Here is a 17,035-nt window from a genome sequence, read left to right on the forward strand (position 1 = left end):
AGAAGCTCCAGTCACCAGCGACGATTTCGCCGGAAGCCGACTCATCGGTTCTGGATGATGCCGAGGCCCGGCTTGCGCCGGGCCTCGTCGCTTGGCGGGAGGGGGAGGACGAGAATAGGCTTCTGCTCCTATTCTCCGCCGCCAAGCGAATGGATGTAGACCGCCAGTTCCTTGACCTTGGTCTCGCCGAGGCGCGCGCCCCAGGCCGGCATCACGCCCTGTTTCGGCGCGGTGACCTGGGCGGCGATGGCCGCTTCGCCTGACCCGTAGAGCCAGATGGCGTCGGTCAGATCTGGAGCGCCGAGTTCCTTGTTGCCTTTTGCATTGTCGCCGTGACAGGCCACGCAATTTTCGGCGAAGACCTTGGCGCCGGGCGCGACCAACGATTGATCGCCGACAGTGCCGGACAGGCTGGCAACGTAGGTGCTGACCTGTTTGATCTGATCGGCGGTGATGATGTCGCCAAAGGCCGGCATTTCCGACAGGCGCGTAGCCGGGTCGGAGGCGAAGCGGATGCCATGAGCGATCGTCTGCTGGATCTGGTCCACCTCGCCGCCCCACAGCCAGTCGTCGTCATTTAGGTTCGGAAAGCCCTTGGACCCCTGGGCGCCGGAACCGTGGCACTGCACGCAATTGACCTTGAACGCGGCGGCGCCGGCAGCGACGGCGAATTCGCGCAGCGTGTCATCCGCAGCAATCTCCGAAACACTTTTCGACTCTATTGCGGCGACATATTTGCCCTTTGCCGCTTCGGCCGCGGACAACTCGTTCTTGACTTCGTTGCGGCTGGAATAGCCAAGTACACCCTTTGTCGCGGAGTGCAACAGCGGCCATGCCGGGTAGGCAATTGTGTAACCGATCGCCCAGACTATGGTCATGTAGAAGGTGATGACCCACCAGCGCGGGAGCGGGTTGTTGAGCTCGCGAATGCCGTCCCACTCATGACCGGTCGTCGAGATGCCGGAAACCTCGTCAATGTGATCGCTGCTCATGATCAGTCCTCCTTCAGAGGAATTTGAGCTGCTTCGCCGGCTTGCCTGCGGCTGCCGGGACGAAGTGCAAAGGCAACGGATCCGATGAAGAAAAGAGCCATGGCAAGCAGGCCCCAGCTGTCGGCAAACTCCCGCATGAAATTGTACGTCATCGCCATTGTCCTCAGCGGTAGCCGGCGGTCTCATCGTAGTTCTTGAAATCGACAAGCGTGCCGAGCATCTGGAGATAAGAAACCAGGGCGTCCATTTCGGTGACTTGCTGCGGATCACCGTCGAAATCGCCGATCCTGGCCTTGGGGTAGCGGGCCTCGAGGCCGGACGTGTCGGCATTGGGATCAGCCTGCGCCATCAAATCGGCATTGGCGTTAGCGACCATGTCGTCGGAGTAGGGGACGCCGACGCGCCTGTTGGCAACCAGATGCGTCGAGAAATCCTTCACCGCGATCGGCGTATCCTTCAGAAAGCCATAGCTCGGCATGATGGATTCCGGCACCACGGAACGAGGGTCCGTGAGGTGCTCGACATGCCAAAGATTTGAGTAGCGATCGCCAACCCGAGCGAGGTCCGGTCCGGTGCGCTTCGATCCCCACTGGAAGGGATGATCATACATCGACTCGGCCGCCAGGCTGTAATGCCCATAGCGCTCGACCTCGTCACGGAACGGGCGGATCATCTGGCTATGGCAGAGATAGCATCCCTCACGCACATAGATGTTGCGCCCGACGAGTTCGAGCGGCGAGTAGGGCCGCATGCCTTCGACCTTCTCGATCGTGTTGTCGAAATAGAAGAGCGGCGCGATCTCGACAATGCCGCCGATTGTCACGACCAGCAGCGACCCGAGGAGAAGAAGTGTAGCGTTCTTCTCGATGACCGCGTGTCTGTTCATCAACCTCATTTTCTGTCTCATCATCGCGCAAGCTGGAGGGCGGGAACGGAGCCGGGCATCGGATCCTCCTCGCGCCGGTAGCCAAGGATGGTCATGGCGATGTTCCAGGCCATGATCAGGGCGCCGGACAGGTACATGGCTCCGCCGATGGCGCGCATGATGTAGTAGGGGTGCATGGCGGCCACGGTTTCGGCGAAGGAGTAGACCAGGAAGCCCTGCTCGTCGTATTCGCGCCACATCAGGCCCTGCATGATGCCGGACACCCACATGACCGACGCGTAGACAACGATGCCAAGCGTCGCCAGCCAGAAGTGCCAGGTAACGAGGCGCAGCGAGTAGAGCCGTTCACGGTTCCACAGCTTCGGCACCATGTAATAAAGCGCGCCGAACGAGATCATGCCAACCCAGCCGAGTGCGCCCGAATGGACGTGTCCGATGGTCCAGTCGGTATAGTGCGACAGCGAGTTGACCGTCTTGATCGACATCATCGGGCCCTCGAAGGTGGACATGCCGTAGAAGGCGATGGCCATCACCATCATGCGGATGATCGGATCGGTGCGGAGCTTGTCCCAGGCGCCCGACAGCGTCATCAGGCCATTGATCATGCCGCCCCATGACGGCATCCACAGCATGATCGAGAACACCATGCCGAGCGTCTGCGCCCAATCGGGCAAGGCGGTGTAGTGCAAATGATGGGGTCCAGCCCAGATGTAGAGAAAGATGATTGCCCAGAAATGGACGATCGACAGCCGGTAGGAATAGACCGGCCGGTTCGCCTGCTTGGGTACGAAATAATACATCATGCCGAGAAAGCCGGCGGTCAGAAAGAAGCCCACGGCGTTGTGGCCATACCACCATTGCGTCAGAGCGTCCTGGACCCCGGAGAAAGCCGAATAGCTCTTCGAGCCCAGGAAGGAGGCGGGCATGGAGAGGTTGTTGACCACATGCAGCATCGCGATGGTGACGATGAAGGACAGGTAGAACCAGTTGGCGACGTAGATGTGGGGTTCCTTGCGCTTCAGGATCGTGCCGAGGAACAGGATGAGATAGGCGACCCAGACGATGGTCAGCCAGATGTCCACATACCATTCGGGCTCGGCGTATTCGCGGCTCTCGGTGATGCCGAGCAGGTATCCGGTTGCGGCCATGACGATGAAGAGCTGGTAGCCCCAGAACACGAACCAGCCGAGATCGCCGCCGAACAGCCGGGCGCGGCAGGTGCGTTGCACGACATAGAGAGACGTGCAAAGCAGCGCGTTGCCGCCGAAGGCGAAGACGACTCCCGACGTATGCAGTGGCCGCAAACGGCCAAAGTTGAACCAGGGCTGGATGTTGAGATCGGGATAGGCAAGCTGCAGCGCGATGACCACGCCGACAAGCATGCCGATGACACCCCAGAACATGGTGGCGATGGCGCCATAGCGGATTGGCCCGTCCATGTAAGCGGACGGGTCGATCGGCGCGGCAGGCCTGAACTCAGTGTTGCGCAACAGGATCGCAGTGAAGCCAGCCAAGGCGAAGAATAAGACCCACATATGCTGGCGAAAGGGTTCATTCACCCCAGCGCCAGCGGCCACCAAAGCCGCGAATGCGAACAGGCTTAGAAGCACGATTTCTTTGCCGAATTTCATCGCAAGCCCCGATTTCCAATTCCGGCGGATGCCAAACCGCGGTGCCTTATTGCGCAGCCGTCGCCTGCTCGCCCTGATCCATGTCAGAGCCGCACCATTTTGCTTCGAGCAGCATCGAGTTCGTTGCGATCAGACTGTGTCGAATGTGGAAGTGCAGCACCGGCCGACGGTTTATGGACAGGCCCGGCGTCCCCAGTCGGGGCCCGGGTAGGAGGCGACCGTGGGCGTGTGGGGAAGCGCACCTTGACGCTGGTAAGCAGGCCGATGCCTTACCGAACGTCGATCGTTTCAATGCCTTGGAACAGCCAGCGCCAGCGTTGCGCTGCCTTCGCGACATTTATAGTTTGGACGGCGATTTTCGCCTGCGTATGAGGCATATTGACTTCGGCCAAGTGTGGATGCTTCGCCGACGAGCCCAAACGCAACTGGCGTATACGATCGGAATTAGAACGGGCTGTCGCTACGCGATGTCTTCTGAGCCCAACGCGAGCATGCCCTGCCCCGAATGAAGTAAGTGGCGTGGGCCATGCAGCTTCGTGTCATTCAAACGGCTATTGCGCCTCGGCCGCCGCAGCGCCGTTCCAGCCGGCTCATGCTGTCCACGGTGACGCGGCGGTTGTTCTCGATCCGAATCACGCCGTCCATTCTCAGGCTGGTCAGCTGACGGCTCACGGTCTCGTTAGTGATTCCAAGGAAATCAGAGATGTCGGCACGCGTCATCGGCAGCTCGAAGCACGCCGACCTAGCCGCCGGGTCAACATTGGAGTCGATGTTCCGGGCAATCATGAGGAGAAAGCTCGCCACCTTCTCTGGTGCGGTCTTGCGCCCCAGAGTCACCATCCATTCGCGGGCCTCGTCAAGTTCGTTCAGCGCCTGCTTGAGCAGGCGATGCACAAATTCGGGTGACTGCTTCATCATCCGTTCGATGGCCGCTCTCGGAAACGAGCACAGCGAGACAGCTGTTGCCGCTTCCGCATTGATCGCACTTTTCATCTTGAAGGGCCGTCCCAGAAAATCCGGCGCGAACTGGAGACCGACGATCTGCTGGCGGCCGTCCGAAAGGCTCTTCGTGAGCTTCACCACGCCTGAAAGCACGTTTGAATAACAGTCGACCGCCTCGGCGTCGCCGATCAGTTCGACCCCCGGCTCGATATTGTGCCGCGACGACGTCTTGGCGAGCTGAGCCAAATCGTCTGGCTCGAGCGCGCCACAGACACCGCGGCGCCGTGCCTCGCAAGGCAAGCAAAGAACGGGAATGCCGGAACTGTGAATATCCTGCCGTAATGTCATTCGATCGCTCTACCGGTCCAGTGCGGGCAGGATAGCAATCCACGGTAGAAAAATCCTTGCGGCAGTTTGTCCGTGCTGAAGGTTGATCGAAATCAGGGCTTAGGCTCATCCAAGCATCCACAGTTCGGGCGACGCAAACACGGTGGACCACGACATGCGACAAAAGCTGGCTGCCAGACTTGGCGAGAACGTCCCGCGCTATACCAGTTATCCGACTGCGCCCCATTTCCATGCGGGCGTCGATGCCGTCGTTTACCGAGGCTGGTTGGAGGCGCTCGAAGGTGGTGACGAGATATCGCTTTACCTGCATATTCCCTATTGCGACAGGCTCTGCTGGTTCTGCGCGTGCCATACCAAACAGACCCGCCACTACGAGCCGGTGGCCGCTTATCTGCGCTCGCTGTATGCGGAGATCGCCACGGTTGGCGGCCTTGTTACCGGCAAGGGCCGAGTTCGCGCGGTTCATTTCGGCGGCGGTTCCCCGACGATGCTGGAACCTGAGGATATTGTGGCGCTGGGAAGCGTCCTGCGCAACAGCTTCGCCTTTCTTCCCGGCGCCAAGATCAGCGTTGAAATCGAACCCAATGATATGGACGATGCCCGCCTCGATGCGCTTGCCGAAATCGGCACGACCCGTGCGAGCCTCGGCGTCCAGGACTTCGATCCGAAGGTTCAGAAGGCAATCAACCGCGAGCAGAGCTTTTTGCAGACCAAAGCGGTAGTCGACGGTGTTCGTTCGCGCGGCGTCGAATCGGTCAATCTAGACCTGCTCTACGGCTTGCCGCACCAGACGAGGGAGAGCGTCTCCTCCACCGTCGCGCAGGCGCTGACCTTGGAACCCGACAGGATAGCGCTTTTTGGCTACGCCCATGTGCCGTGGTTCAAGAAACATCAGACCATGATAGACGAGGCATGGCTGCCCGGTCCCGCGGAGAGATTTGCTCAATTGCAACTGGCGGCGCGGGCGATCGTGGACCAGGGGTACGAAGCAATCGGCCTCGACCATTTCGCCAAACCCGGCGATGCCCTGGCCCTTGCCGCCCGCGCCGGAACACTGCACCGGAACTTTCAGGGTTACACCGACGATTGCTGCGAAACCTTGATTGGGCTAGGCCCATCGTCCATCAGCCAGTTTCGGCAGGGCTATGCGCAGAACATGCCTTCGACCAGCGAATATCGATGCACGGTTGATGACGGCGGGCTGGCCGCTGTTCGGGGTATCGCACTTTCCAACGACGACCGCGTTCGCGGCTGGATCATCGAACGTTTGATGTGCGACTTCGCCTTCTCGGCCATCGATCTGGTGGAACGCTTCGGCGAGGCCGGCCAGAGGCTCCTCCTTCAGTCAAGTTCCATGGCCCTCCACGATCCGGTTCGATTGCTTGAACTTGATGGCGACAGATTCGTTGTGCCGGCTGAAAGTCGCCCTTTCGTCCGAAGCATCGCGGCCAGGTTCGACAAATATTTCGAAACTGAAACGGCCAGGCACTCGGCGGCAGTCTGAGCACCGCAGAGGAACGGTCATGGCTCTCACTCGATCGTGAACCGATTGCGATCGTTTTCCACTGTTGACCGGCGACCGTCGGCCGAGACGGTTCGAAGCGGACCAGACGCGTCTTGGCATAGCGACGATATCGCCCGCTCATGCCCTGCCTGTCAGATCATGGTTGTCGGCGACAGCTCCCTTCGACCTTGCAAGGAGAATGCAAGGTGCCGTGCAAGCGGCTGACAACACTTGGGCCGGTGGCAGAAGTCCGCAAGCACCCCGGCAGCGCGGTCAACGTTGAACCACCCGTTCAGCCGAATATGCCGGTGCAGTTCCGGTGGAAAGGGCCTGGCCTAGACGGCTCTCTTGTTACCCCAGAGCATAACGTGCAGCTGCGGTAGCACGCGGGCTTCGAACCATTTGTCGCGGGTCACGCTGTCAACCAGCCACTCCATGCGCTTCAATATTCCGTCAAGGTCGACGGGCGCGTCATCATTTGCCGGGTGTGGCGGCGTGTGATTGCCGGGTTGCAGATAGATCGGAAGTTGCGGAAATTGCGCAGCGGCGTCTTTCGCGTAGGCGTAGTCCCTTTCGTCGAAAACAATGAGCTTGAGCACGATTTGGGGCTTGCCTTGTGCCGCCTGGAGGCACGCCTCGACAGCGGCCCAATCTGTCGTCATTTGGCTTGACGGCGGCTTTGGGCTGAGGATCAGCACGTCAAGGTGCGCAAACCAGTCCCTGGCAAGCGAACCTTGGGTTTCCAGCGCAAAACGGTAACCGTCACCATGGCCTCGGTCGATGAGCGCGCCGAGCGGCTGGATGGCCGGATTGCCGCCTGACAGTGACACCATAAGCGGGCGGCCACCGGAAAGCGCAAGCACATTTTTCCACACCGCGCCGACGGACATCATCTCCCATTCATGGCGGAATTGATTGTCCACAGCATGCAGGCTGTCGCACCAGGAACAGCGAAAGTCACACCCGCCGGTTCTGACGAAGATCGTCGGCAAACCTATGAGCACGCCCTCGCCCTGGATCGTCGGCCCGAAAATCTCGCTAACGCGGATTGCGGGATGCGTATTGGTCATGGCCGGTATTCCGCCCAGGTTTTCGGCGTTTCGCTCACCCGCACGGCCGCGGTTTCGCTCAGGCGTGCCTTGCACCAGTCGTAGAAATGTCTGGCCAGATATTCCGCCGTGACTTGCTCGTGTCCCAGCACGTCGTTGAGATGTCGGTGGTCGAAGCTCTCGTCGATGTAGCGTTTGAATGGCGCCAAATCGTGGTAGTCGCGCACGAAGCCGTGATCGTCCAGTCCATCCGCTGAAAGCTCCACTTCGACGATGTAGTTATGTCCGTGCAGGCGCGCGCATTGGTGATCGGGTGGCAATGAGGTGAGCTGATGCGAGGCTGAGAAGTGGAATTCCTTGGTGATGCGGAACATTACGCGGTGGTCCTTCGCAGCGCTCCGAGCCAGAAGTCGGAGTCCTCGTACTCGGTTGGGTCCGGGTGCCCGGCGATGTGAAACGCCTCACGCCGCTCGACGCAGGTCCCGCACCTCCCGCAATGACGCTCGGCGCCCCTGTAACAGGACCAGGTCTGCGCAAACGGCGTGCCGTATGTGGCTCCATCCCTAACAATGTCCGCCTTCGTCAGGTTCACATAGGGTGCATAAAGGCGAATCTGCGCGTAGCCGTCGAGCGCGTGGTCCTGCATCATCTGGAAAGCATCGATGAAGGCCGGACGGCAATCGGGATAGACAATATGATCCCCACCATGCACGGCCGTCGCCACCGCGTCAGCGTCTTGCGCTGCGGCGAGGCCGAAGGCAATGGCCAACATGATGGCGTTCCGGTTGGGCACCACCGTTACCTTCATCGTATCTTCGGCATAGTGCCCATCGGGCACGTCCACATTGTCGGTCAGCGCGGAGCCGGAAAGGCCGCCGCCGATGTCGTGGATGTCGATGATTCGCTGCGGGACGCCCAGGCGCTCCGCGCAAAGGGTGGCGAAGCCCAATTCCTTCCTATGCCGTTGGCCGTAATCGAACAATAGCAGGCCGGTAAGCTGGTGCTCCGCTGCCACCTTGTGAGCAAGAGTAACGGAATCCAATCCGCCGGAGCAGACGACGAGAGTCTTCATCGTTGGGTCCTTGTTTTAACCGGGTAGGCTGCGACCGGAGATTTCTCTGCGCTCCAGTACTTCAGGAAAACCATTTTGTGAAGTGAACGGAGACCAGTTTCGTGCGCTTGCGTGCGGTGCGCAAAACGCCCTCGCGGTGAGCTGGAAGGACACGGACTGGTGAGACGTCACGCTTCAGCGGAATGCTCAAGCGAACGCTGCTCGCGGACAAAGTTCTCGACGAGCAGAGCCTGGCGGTTCCGAGCGCCGAGGGACGCCACTGCAACGGTTGCAGGGTACAAGGAGCCCGGATGGCTTGCCGCAAAGATGACCGGCAAACCCTGAATAACCGGTGATGAGCCGACATCTGTGAACAAGCGGTGTGGTCGATTGCAATCACCCATGTCTTGCGCACAGGTACCTTATGTCAGTGGATGAACTGAACTTGATGGTTTTACAGATGGCAGTCGAAAGCGTCCGCTCGCTCTCGTTGAGCTTCGCTGAAAAAGCCGCCGAGATAGCCACCAGGAGCCGCGGAATCCTGCTTTTCGACGTGCGGATCGACGGTGACGCGCAGGTCCAGCGGGTCGCAGCCATCCGATATCACGGCGGCCAATTCGGCGTGCTGGCGTTGGATGTACACGGCCTAGTTACCCACTATTGCATCGTTAACGGTATGTTCTCACATTACATTGCGTCCTTGGAGAGCTGGCACAGGATGCCCCTGTCGATGCAGGCCAAGATGGATGCCAACGGCAATGCCCGTCTCTTCGTAGCCGCGTTGCGGGATGCCGGACATATGCTGGGCACCTAGCATTGGGCGAGAATGCATCTGTGAATTTTGCATGTGCGTCACTGCGATGGCGCCGGCATGATCGTCATGCTCCAAAACGGCTGCGGCCCCGCGAAGCGGTCGCCGCGATGATGGTGATCAACGGCGTTGCATCGATGCGAGCGTAGACAGAGGTCTCCTCCTGGCATCGAGCGCATGCAAGGAGCTACGCAAGCGCAGCTGCATCAAGTATTTTGAAGGGACGACCTCATGCATGGAGCTTGCGCTGCATACGGGCGGCGCGAGCCGCGTTGCCATCCAGCAGAGAGGGTGCTTGCGGTACTCTCAATGACCCGAGATCGCAAATGGACGTGGGTAAGCACCAGAACTGCAACACCCATGGTGGTCCGCTGGACTCGCTGGAGGAAGCACAAGGTGTCGGCGGGCAGAGCGCAGCGAGTGCCTACCTCGATCTTTCTAGAAGCGCGCCGGCAGCCTGGGCGGGGGGCTTGGGGTTAGACTGCCGGCGCACGCCACTCACGAAGAGCGGCCCCTTTTCGTGGTTCGAACACCCATAGTCAACCCGGAAACGTCAGGATGCCCGCCATGTTATTTTCAGAGCGGCGCGATGCCGGCCATGTTGGCCGATTCAGCCTAGGAGTAGCCACTCTCGTAGGCCGAGTTGATGCTCAAGCGCCAGCATCGCCTCGCCGAACTACCAAGAGTTCGCCGTTACAATCCTTCGTCGCGAGCCGATGCCCTCGTGCACGTTTCGTAGCACTCCGGGCGGCTATATCGCGTTGTTGTTCGCGAGCCCATGTGAAGGGTTCCTGCATCGGAAAGTTGACGAGATTCTCTTGGCGGTACTGCGCCAGAGGCATCCCAACGGAATCAGCGTCTACAATCAGCCGCAAGCTTCACATCACAAGAGCGGTAGTCCACCCATTGCGGATCATCCGACTGATCAGGCGGCGTCCGAAATGTGCGACTCTGCCTCAAGGATTCCCACAGGTATGGAAAGCGATCTCGCTATCCGATCCCGATATCCCTTGTTGTACCTCAGACCTCGCTCGATGTTTTGAATTTCCTCAGCGGCAAGCCCGCTCGCGACCGTCAGGTCCTCGATCGAATACCCAAGGTGCTCACGATAAGCGCGGACGATGTGGGTCCCCTGCGAGCCGTCAAGACTGGTTCGGGAATGCGCGAATCGTTCATAAACATCTCCAAGAACATGGGAGCTCCCTCGGGAGATACCCCCCGGCGGCGCAGACCAAGCAAATCAAAAAATGGACGTCCATTCAGCCGGACCGGCTTCATCCATGGAATGGGCCGCCTGAATTAGGAGCTGGGTCGGAATATGGCGGCTCACCTCCTTCTAATCAAGAAAGCCAACGGCGAGAATTATTCGCGAAGGATCGCAGGTCGGATGCGCTACAGCCGATCAGGCCATCTCAGGAGGGGGCCCTGGAACTCTGAACACCAACTCGAACTCCCGGTACGGACACTGCTTCCTTCGGCCAATCTCCACCGGCGGGGGAGCGAAAGACCCACTCTTGAAAGCCCCCGGCTGCGTGCTGACGTCGGCTCTAGGAAGCTCGATCGCCCTGTGCCCCGATCGACCGGCCGAAAAAAGGGATTCCAAATTCCAGCAAACACTGGTCATCTGGTTTTCATCCGGATCCAGACAAAGGGTAGCTTTCCATCGAGAGCTTCGCCATCTGTACAGGTTCACAATCATTCGACCGTGACCGATTTTGCGAGATTGCGCGGCTGGTCTACATCTGTCCCCATGAAGAGCGCCGTGTGGTAGGCAAGAAGCTGTATCGGCAGCGAGAAGATCATTGGCGCGATAATCTCGTCGACTACCGGCAGCACGAGCGTGTGCATGGTGTCGAGTTTCGATGCGGCTGCCCCATTTTTATCGGTGATGAGGATAATCCGCCCTCCACGGGCAGCCACTTCCTGCATGTTGGAGACGGTCTTGTCGAAAAAGCGGTCATGGGGCGCGATGACGATCACCGGCATGTTCTCATCTATCAATGCAATTGGCCCGTGCTTCAATTCACCCGCTGCATAGCCTTCGGCATGGATGTAGGAAATCTCCTTGAGCTTCAGCGCTCCTTCCATCGCTAGCGGGAAACTGGTGCCACGGCCGAGATACAGGACGTCACGACACTTTGACAGTTCGCGCGACAAGAACTCGATCTCCGGCTGGATGCTGTTGAGTACCTGGCCCATGACGCGCGGCAATTCGGCGAGGCTCCTGACGAGTGCCTGCAGCTCGCCTTCGGGGACGGTCCCGCGGGCTCTGGCGGCGCTGATGGCGAGTGCGGCTAGAACGGCAAGCTGGCAGGTAAAAGCCTTGGTAGAGGCGACGCCGATCTCCGGTCCGGCAAGGATCGGGAAGACCGTATCGGCCTCCCGAGCGATGGTCGATTCGCAGGCATTGACGATAGCGCCAATTTTCAGCCCACGCTCCTTGCAGTACCTCAACGATGCAAGCGTATCGGCGGTTTCGCCGGACTGCGAAATGAAAAGAGCCGCGGACTGCGGCGGCAAAGGGATCTCGCGGTAACGGAATTCAGACGCAACGTCGATTTCAACTGTCAGGCGCGCATAGCGCTCGAACCAGTATTTTCCGATCAGTCCGGCGAGATAGGCGGTCCCGCAGGCAGAGATCGCCAAGCTCGGAACCTTGGCGAAATCGATGCCAGGAACCATGTCGCGGCCCTCTATGATGTTGATGTAACGACGAAGAGCATGGGCGACGACCTCGGGCTGCTCGTATATTTCCTTCTCCATGAAATGGCGATGGCTGCCCTTGTTGGCCAGATCGGCCGCGGCCGTGGAGATATGGCGCGGACGCTCGACGGGATGGCCGTCGATATCGAAGATATGGGCGCCCGAATTGCCGACAATGGCCCAGTCGCCGTCCATGAGATAGGTAATTTCATTGGTGAAGGGCGCAAGAGCGATCGCGTCGGAGCCCAGGAACATCTCGCCGTCGCCGTGACCGATCGCCAGCGGTGGTCCGTTGCGCGCCGCCGTGATGGTCGACGGTTCATCTTCGAAGAGGATGGCAAGCGCATAGGCGCCCCTGACGCGTTTCAGCATGGCACGCGTGGCCTCTTGCGGCCTCATGCCCTCGCGGCGGTATCTTGCCAAGAGATGCCCAACGACCTCGGTGTCGGTGTCGGTCTGGAACTCGGCGCCATCCGCCGCCAATTCGTCCTTCAGCTCGGTGAAATTCTCGATGATGCCGTTATGGACGACGGCGACACCGTCGGTAAAGTGCGGGTGCGCATTGCGTTCCGTCGAGGCCCCGTGGGTTGCCCAACGCGTGTGGCCGATGCCGACTTTGCCGCTCAGCGGCTCTTCCTTCAGTCGCCTCTCGAGATTGACAAGCTTGCCCTCGGCGCGCCGGCGGTGCAAGGCACCGTCGATGATCGTCGCAACGCCGGCGGAATCATAGCCGCGATATTCCAAACCCTTCAACGCGCCGATCAACCGATCCGACACCGGCTGTTGCCCAACGATGCCAACAATCCCGCACATGTTCGTCTCCGCATTTTTGCGAGCAGCATCAGCCCACGCGAGACGGATACCCATCCGGCCGCTTTAAGTGGCGGCCTTGTAGTAGTATTCCATGATATTGGTACAATTGATTGTAGTGATCACTACCATCCACCCCATGGATAGGTCGGCTGCTGTGGGGGCCTAAAGTTCTATTCGCGCCTGACGCTCTTATGAGAATCGCAGACTCACCCGCGGCATGATCACGGCCTCAGAAAGGCCAGCAGGCCTTGGACAGTGGACGGACGACCGGCCTGCGAGCCCTAGTCAGGCAGTCCGGCATGTAGAAGCATTGTGCCGTCGACTTCGGCATCGGCGATGGTCTGTCTCGGCGACAGCCTGAGTTCGCTTCGCGGGCCGCGCGGCTCGCCCAGGACCGTCGTCGTCTGGCGCGGCGCCGGTGTCAGTTGACGACGGCATAATGCCCGCCGGGGGCGAGCGCCTCGCGCACGGCACGTGCCAGCCGCGGTCGGTCCGGGACGCCATGGAAAGCGTTGGCCATGAAGACGAGGTCGGCGGGGCGTGACACCAGAGTAGCGAGTTCATAGGCGTCGCCGGCGACGAATTCGCAATTGGTCACGCCGGCGCCGGTAGCGGCGCTGCGTGGCCTCCAGCTGGTCGGCGTCGATGTCTATGGCGACGACATGGCGGGCGACCGTGGCGATCGGCACAGCCGTCGCCGCAGCAGAGGTCGACCACCTCCATGCCCGGCTTCAGCCCGGTTGCCGCCAGCGCCATCTTCGCTGCGGTCCGGTTTGTCAGTGCTCTTTCCTGGCCTTGGCAAGAACAAGAACTTCGGCTTCGGTCCGGAATGGCAATGTACCCCGATGGCGAAGGGCGACCCGATCTGCGTCAAGCTCATCGCCAGGGAAGAGACGAAGTGATGGGCACCCCCCTACCGCTGATTACCACCGGCGGCCGCCTCGCGTTCCAAGGTGGGCATGTCGTGCTCCTCGCAGGCTAGCCGAGGCAGAAATAACCGATCAGCGTCCACTCGGGCGGCGTGTCGAGAATCTCGGCCATCTCGGTCGCATCGAGGATCGACACCCAGCCCATGCCGATGCCTTCCGCCCGCGCCGCTAGCCACAGTGTGTGCACCGCCATGACGGCCGAATAGTCGATGGTCGCCGGCATGGTTATGCGACCGAGCCCAAGGAAGCGCCAGGGCTGGCTGAGGCCAACGGAGGGCGCAATGCTGGCGAGCTCGAGCAGCCGTTCCAGCTTGCCCTCCGGCAGAGCCGTCGGCTCGAAGCGCCGCACATCCCTGCCAGCGCAGCAGCGTGATCAGCCCGGCGCGAAAATCGTCGGCGAAATCGGGAGGTGACGGCATGGCGGTCTCGTTCGGGGCTAGGGATTGCAGTAGGGAGAACGGTGTGGATTGCCAGCTGCCTATTGCCCAAGCTGGCTTGTTGCGTCCGACAAGCGCGCCATGCGGCCCTAACCGCAAACGATAGAAAAATGTTTCCTGGTGGGCGGCGCTATTACGATGCAATCCAGCAAACCAGTTTCGATCAGCTCGCACGGCGGTGAATCATGTGCCAGGCCTTTGCTAATGCGCCATTGACACTCAGGCGCACCCGTATCGCTCACCAGGCCTCGGAATGCGGAGAACGTCGGCCTAGAACGCGGCGACGGCGACAGGCGTCTCAGCTTGCATATACTCGTTCCTGCCGCACCGCCTGTAACTCATTTTGCTTCCGACCACGTCGGCCTCGACGTCCCCGAAGGTTCCCCAGGTCATTCGGCAGATACCATCGTCTGACGTCATAGCGCCGGACCAGCACCAGCTGCCCAATTTCATGGGCATTGCTGAGCTTCCAGTCGCCCTCAGTTTCGCCTTCCACCAGTGTCAGGCATCACCCAATTGGGACTCATCCCTCTCACAGTCAATTCGCGGTTGACTTATTTGTCTCCGGCGAAGTGCGACAGCTGCTCGTATCCAGCAGCGTGAGCGATAGTTGATCAAATGCTGCCAATGAGTTTTGATACTGCAATCTTTAGACAGCCGCCTACCATGAATGTGCCATCGCGTTTCGGCGATCGAAGGAGCGAAGCCGGGTGTCCAGTCGTCATTACATATTCCCGGAGAACAGCGAACCTCTGCGGCTATCGCGGCGGCTTGTAGAGGGAATGATCTTCGGAAAGGACGCTCTCCCGCAATACGCCGGCACACGCCAGCGGGTCGTCTCGGTGATAGTTGAGAACGAAGGCACCGCGCCGAATCGGATTCTAGATGCCCGAGGAGCCTATTGGGTTTTCGATGCTGCGGGCGATATCCGAAAAGGCCTCACACGGTCGACTAGCGACATTATGAGCGCCACCTTCAATGATTCCGACAACAAGGGAACGGTGGTGGCACTTCAGCCAAAGCTCTCCAAGAAGAGGGCTGAGGAGGAGCACCGCTGGGTAGTGGGCAAGGCCGAACTCGACAGGATTGCCGCAGACATCTGGCCGAAGGTGAAGTCGGACAAGATTAGATCCGCGCAGGGGGTTTCGGTGAAGCGACCGCCGCTTACCTATGATGCTCGGCACGCACTCGACGAGGCTACCGCAAATCTGTGGAAGATTTCACACGCAGTAGCTGAACTTAAGGAGCCTAGCCTGAAGGGCTTTGCCCATGAGGCTCGTTCGAGAGGTGCCGACCGCCCGGAGCACGAACTTCTCTACCAAGCCATCGCCCAGTTGGCAGATCAGCGACTCGAAATTCTGCGACGTCGCAGGACCGGGAAAGGCGTCTGGTATGCCATAGTGGGCGTAATAAAATGGAACGGCGACCACGTAGGCCAGAGCGTAGCCAGGTTCCACGAGAAGTGCGAAGGAAAGCGTTCAGCGGTCGTCGCGGCGAGAAAGCTTCTCGCCGAACATGCCGGTGAATTCGCGGAAAATATGACTGTGGAGGCCGAAGTGCTGACTGACCTTGAATGGCAGGGCAGGCTCCCTGAAGTGGAAGATTGAGGGTCGCGCCATGGCGGGCTACTTGATTTCGGTGTCGCAGATGCGTGGCCAAAGACCGACACATACTGCCAGGCATATGCATCTGCGGACGGGTTTGACTTTTGATATTGGGATAGGCAGGAAGGAAGGTCGCTTGCTGTACAGACGAGCTTATCGGCGAGGTCGAGAATCCTGGTACCGGTCAATGGTAGTGCATCCACAGCAGTCTGATTTCGACAGCCGTCGTCGAGCCGGAGTGAGCACCGGGGCAAAATCAAATGCTTCGGGCAAAAGCAGATGGACATCATTGGAGTGCAACACGAACGCGGCAAAGCTGCGCAGGTGATCATGGGCGGGCGATGGTAGCCTTCAAGGCCGACAAGCGGCAAACGCTCTGGGATCGTGTGCAGGGCAAGGTCGGCGGCCCGGTTCCGAAGTGACGTAAGGAAGACAAGGCCGAGGGGCTGAAGCTCGACTGGTCGGCCGGGTCAAGACCCTTGGGCTAAGCGAAGCTGCGACACGTCTCTTGCGCGGGATGGCCGACGACAAGCGTAAGTTGGTGCTTGAGGGCGCGGCGATTATGGCTGCTGCGGACATAGACATGCGGACCGGTCCCCTCGTCGACAGGCACCAGATAGAAAAAGAACTTCGGCATCCGCCAATCATCCAGGTCGAAGTGGTATTTGCCGAGCGAAGCCAGGTTCTTGTCGGCGTCCGACGCCTGGCCGGTCGGGAAGCTCCACCAGACGCGAGTTGTGATCAGCGTCGCCTGGCCGCCGAGATAGTGCGCCGCGATATCCACGAGCAGCGGATCGTTTTGGATGGCAACGGCCGAGTTACAGCCCAGAATGCGCTCGAAATAATGACCGCTGAGCAACGGACGGCCAAACCGCGCCTCAGCCTCCGCATGCTCCGCCGGCATGAATTCGAGTCGGCGATCGAAATTGCCGAAACAAGGTGTGCACCTGGCGAATGCGGCTACATCTTCAGCCACCAGTGTTGGCAGGACGAGGCCGGGAAAAAGCCCATCCATCCGCAGCGCGTCGACAACGTCCTGGCAATTGATACCGGCAAACATCGTGTCCTGGGCTCTTTGCGACCTTCGGACCGGCTTTGCACCACGCCAGTGCATTCTCCGTGCCGGCATGGTGCGCGCCAACATGAACATGGGCAGCCACGCCGGGTTCTCGCGAATATCCGACAGGTAGGTCGGAATGCGTACGGCTATGCGACGCAGCATGCTGCCGTTTCGCGCGATCGTCTCAAGGCTTGCCGCGCCGGCTTTGTCGGGGTTCATAACGGTCATCGGGATCCTCAAGGCATGAATGCACTCATCGACGAAGGTTGGGTCCC

Annotated in this window: 14 protein-coding genes and 2 pseudogenes; 4 read left to right on the plus strand and 12 right to left on the minus strand. The window is 59.9% G+C overall.

All coding sequences use genetic code 11. The features are described 5' to 3' along the window. Positions 1-128 precede the first annotated feature (128 nt). The 5 genes from ccoP to NKH73_RS30350 all read right to left on the minus strand — a co-directional run bounded on the left by ccoP (position 129) and on the right by NKH73_RS30350 (position 4,799). Positions 129-992 (minus strand): cytochrome-c oxidase, cbb3-type subunit III, encoded by an 864-nt coding sequence (gene ccoP, locus NKH73_RS30330; RefSeq protein ID WP_023809313.1) that lies wholly within the window; start codon positions 990-992, stop codon positions 129-131. A gap of 2 nt (positions 993-994) precedes the next feature. Then, positions 995-1,144 (minus strand): CcoQ/FixQ family Cbb3-type cytochrome c oxidase assembly chaperone, encoded by a 150-nt coding sequence (locus NKH73_RS30335; RefSeq protein WP_023766610.1) that lies wholly within the window; start codon positions 1,142-1,144, stop codon positions 995-997. 11 nt (positions 1,145-1,155) lie between these two features. Then, positions 1,156-1,887: a cytochrome-c oxidase, cbb3-type subunit II gene (gene ccoO / locus NKH73_RS30340; protein WP_352938716.1), complete on the minus strand. Its 732-nt coding sequence runs from the start codon at positions 1,885-1,887 to the stop codon at positions 1,156-1,158. An 11-nt stretch (positions 1,888-1,898) separates the two neighbouring features. Next, positions 1,899-3,509, minus strand: a complete 1,611-nt coding sequence (gene ccoN, locus NKH73_RS30345; RefSeq protein WP_023809314.1) for a cytochrome-c oxidase, cbb3-type subunit I — start codon at positions 3,507-3,509, stop codon at positions 1,899-1,901. A gap of 543 nt (positions 3,510-4,052) precedes the next feature. Further along, the gene (locus NKH73_RS30350) at positions 4,053-4,799 is read right to left on the minus strand and encodes a Crp/Fnr family transcriptional regulator (protein WP_023766606.1); all 747 of its coding nucleotides are present in this window, start codon (positions 4,797-4,799) and stop codon (positions 4,053-4,055) included. Positions 4,800-4,953: 154 nt separating this feature from the next. On the opposite strand from NKH73_RS30350, the gene hemN reads away from it, so the two are divergent. Continuing rightward, positions 4,954-6,303: an oxygen-independent coproporphyrinogen III oxidase gene (gene hemN / locus NKH73_RS30355; protein WP_352938718.1), complete on the plus strand. Its 1,350-nt coding sequence runs from the start codon at positions 4,954-4,956 to the stop codon at positions 6,301-6,303. A 335-nt stretch (positions 6,304-6,638) separates the two neighbouring features. Here the strand turns inward: hemN and queE are convergent, their stop codons facing one another. The 3 genes from queE to queC are packed head-to-tail and all read right to left on the minus strand — an operon-like array spanning position 6,639 to position 8,424. Next, positions 6,639-7,373 carry a 7-carboxy-7-deazaguanine synthase QueE gene (queE, locus tag NKH73_RS30360; RefSeq protein WP_023735817.1) on the minus strand — a complete coding sequence of 245 codons (735 nt, stop codon included), beginning with the start codon at positions 7,371-7,373 and terminating at the stop codon, positions 6,639-6,641. Continuing rightward, positions 7,370-7,726, minus strand: coding sequence for a 6-carboxytetrahydropterin synthase QueD (gene queD, locus NKH73_RS30365; protein WP_023673552.1), 357 nt, complete (start codon positions 7,724-7,726; stop codon positions 7,370-7,372). Before queD ends, queE begins: the two co-directional genes overlap by 4 nt. Beyond that, complete coding sequence (gene queC, locus NKH73_RS30370; RefSeq protein ID WP_352938720.1) at positions 7,726-8,424, minus strand: 7-cyano-7-deazaguanine synthase QueC; 699 nt, start codon at positions 8,422-8,424, stop codon at positions 7,726-7,728. Before queC ends, queD begins: the two co-directional genes overlap by 1 nt. 403 nt (positions 8,425-8,827) lie before the next feature. Here queC and NKH73_RS30375 point away from each other — a divergent pair, with 403 nt between their 5' ends. Further along, positions 8,828-9,217, plus strand: a complete 390-nt coding sequence (locus NKH73_RS30375; protein WP_023735820.1) for a hypothetical protein — start codon at positions 8,828-8,830, stop codon at positions 9,215-9,217. A 1,692-nt stretch (positions 9,218-10,909) separates the two neighbouring features. Here the strand turns inward: NKH73_RS30375 and glmS are convergent. Further along, on the minus strand, positions 10,910-12,730 hold the full coding sequence (gene glmS, locus NKH73_RS30380; RefSeq protein ID WP_352611437.1) for a glutamine--fructose-6-phosphate transaminase (isomerizing): 1,821 nt from the start codon (positions 12,728-12,730) through the stop codon (positions 10,910-10,912). A 421-nt stretch (positions 12,731-13,151) separates the two neighbouring features. Beyond that, entirely contained in the window at positions 13,152-13,328 is a 177-nt protein-coding gene (locus NKH73_RS30385; protein WP_352938724.1) for a class I SAM-dependent methyltransferase, read from the minus strand. Here NKH73_RS30385 and NKH73_RS30390 point away from each other — a divergent pair. Continuing rightward, positions 13,321-13,632, plus strand: coding sequence for a hypothetical protein (locus tag NKH73_RS30390; RefSeq protein ID WP_352938727.1), 312 nt, complete (start codon positions 13,321-13,323; stop codon positions 13,630-13,632). The two genes, NKH73_RS30385 and NKH73_RS30390, sit on opposite strands and share 8 nt — an antisense overlap. Before the next feature lie 11 nt (positions 13,633-13,643). On the opposite strand, the pseudogene NKH73_RS30395 reads toward NKH73_RS30390, so the two are convergent. Further along, positions 13,644-14,078 (minus strand): annotated as a pseudogene (locus NKH73_RS30395) (nitroreductase family protein). Between the two features lie 728 nt (positions 14,079-14,806). Here NKH73_RS30395 and NKH73_RS30400 point away from each other — a divergent pair. Then, positions 14,807-15,703 (plus strand): hypothetical protein, encoded by an 897-nt coding sequence (locus tag NKH73_RS30400; protein WP_352938730.1) that lies wholly within the window; start codon positions 14,807-14,809, stop codon positions 15,701-15,703. A 487-nt stretch (positions 15,704-16,190) separates the two neighbouring features. Here the strand turns inward: NKH73_RS30400 and NKH73_RS30405 are convergent. Continuing rightward, positions 16,191-16,988, minus strand: a pseudogene (locus NKH73_RS30405) (hypothetical protein); the annotation flags it as partial. Positions 16,989-17,035: the final 47 nt, after the last annotated feature.

Source organism: Mesorhizobium sp. M0938, from assembly GCF_040319125.1.
Lineage (GTDB): Bacteria > Pseudomonadota > Alphaproteobacteria > Rhizobiales > Rhizobiaceae > Mesorhizobium > Mesorhizobium robiniae.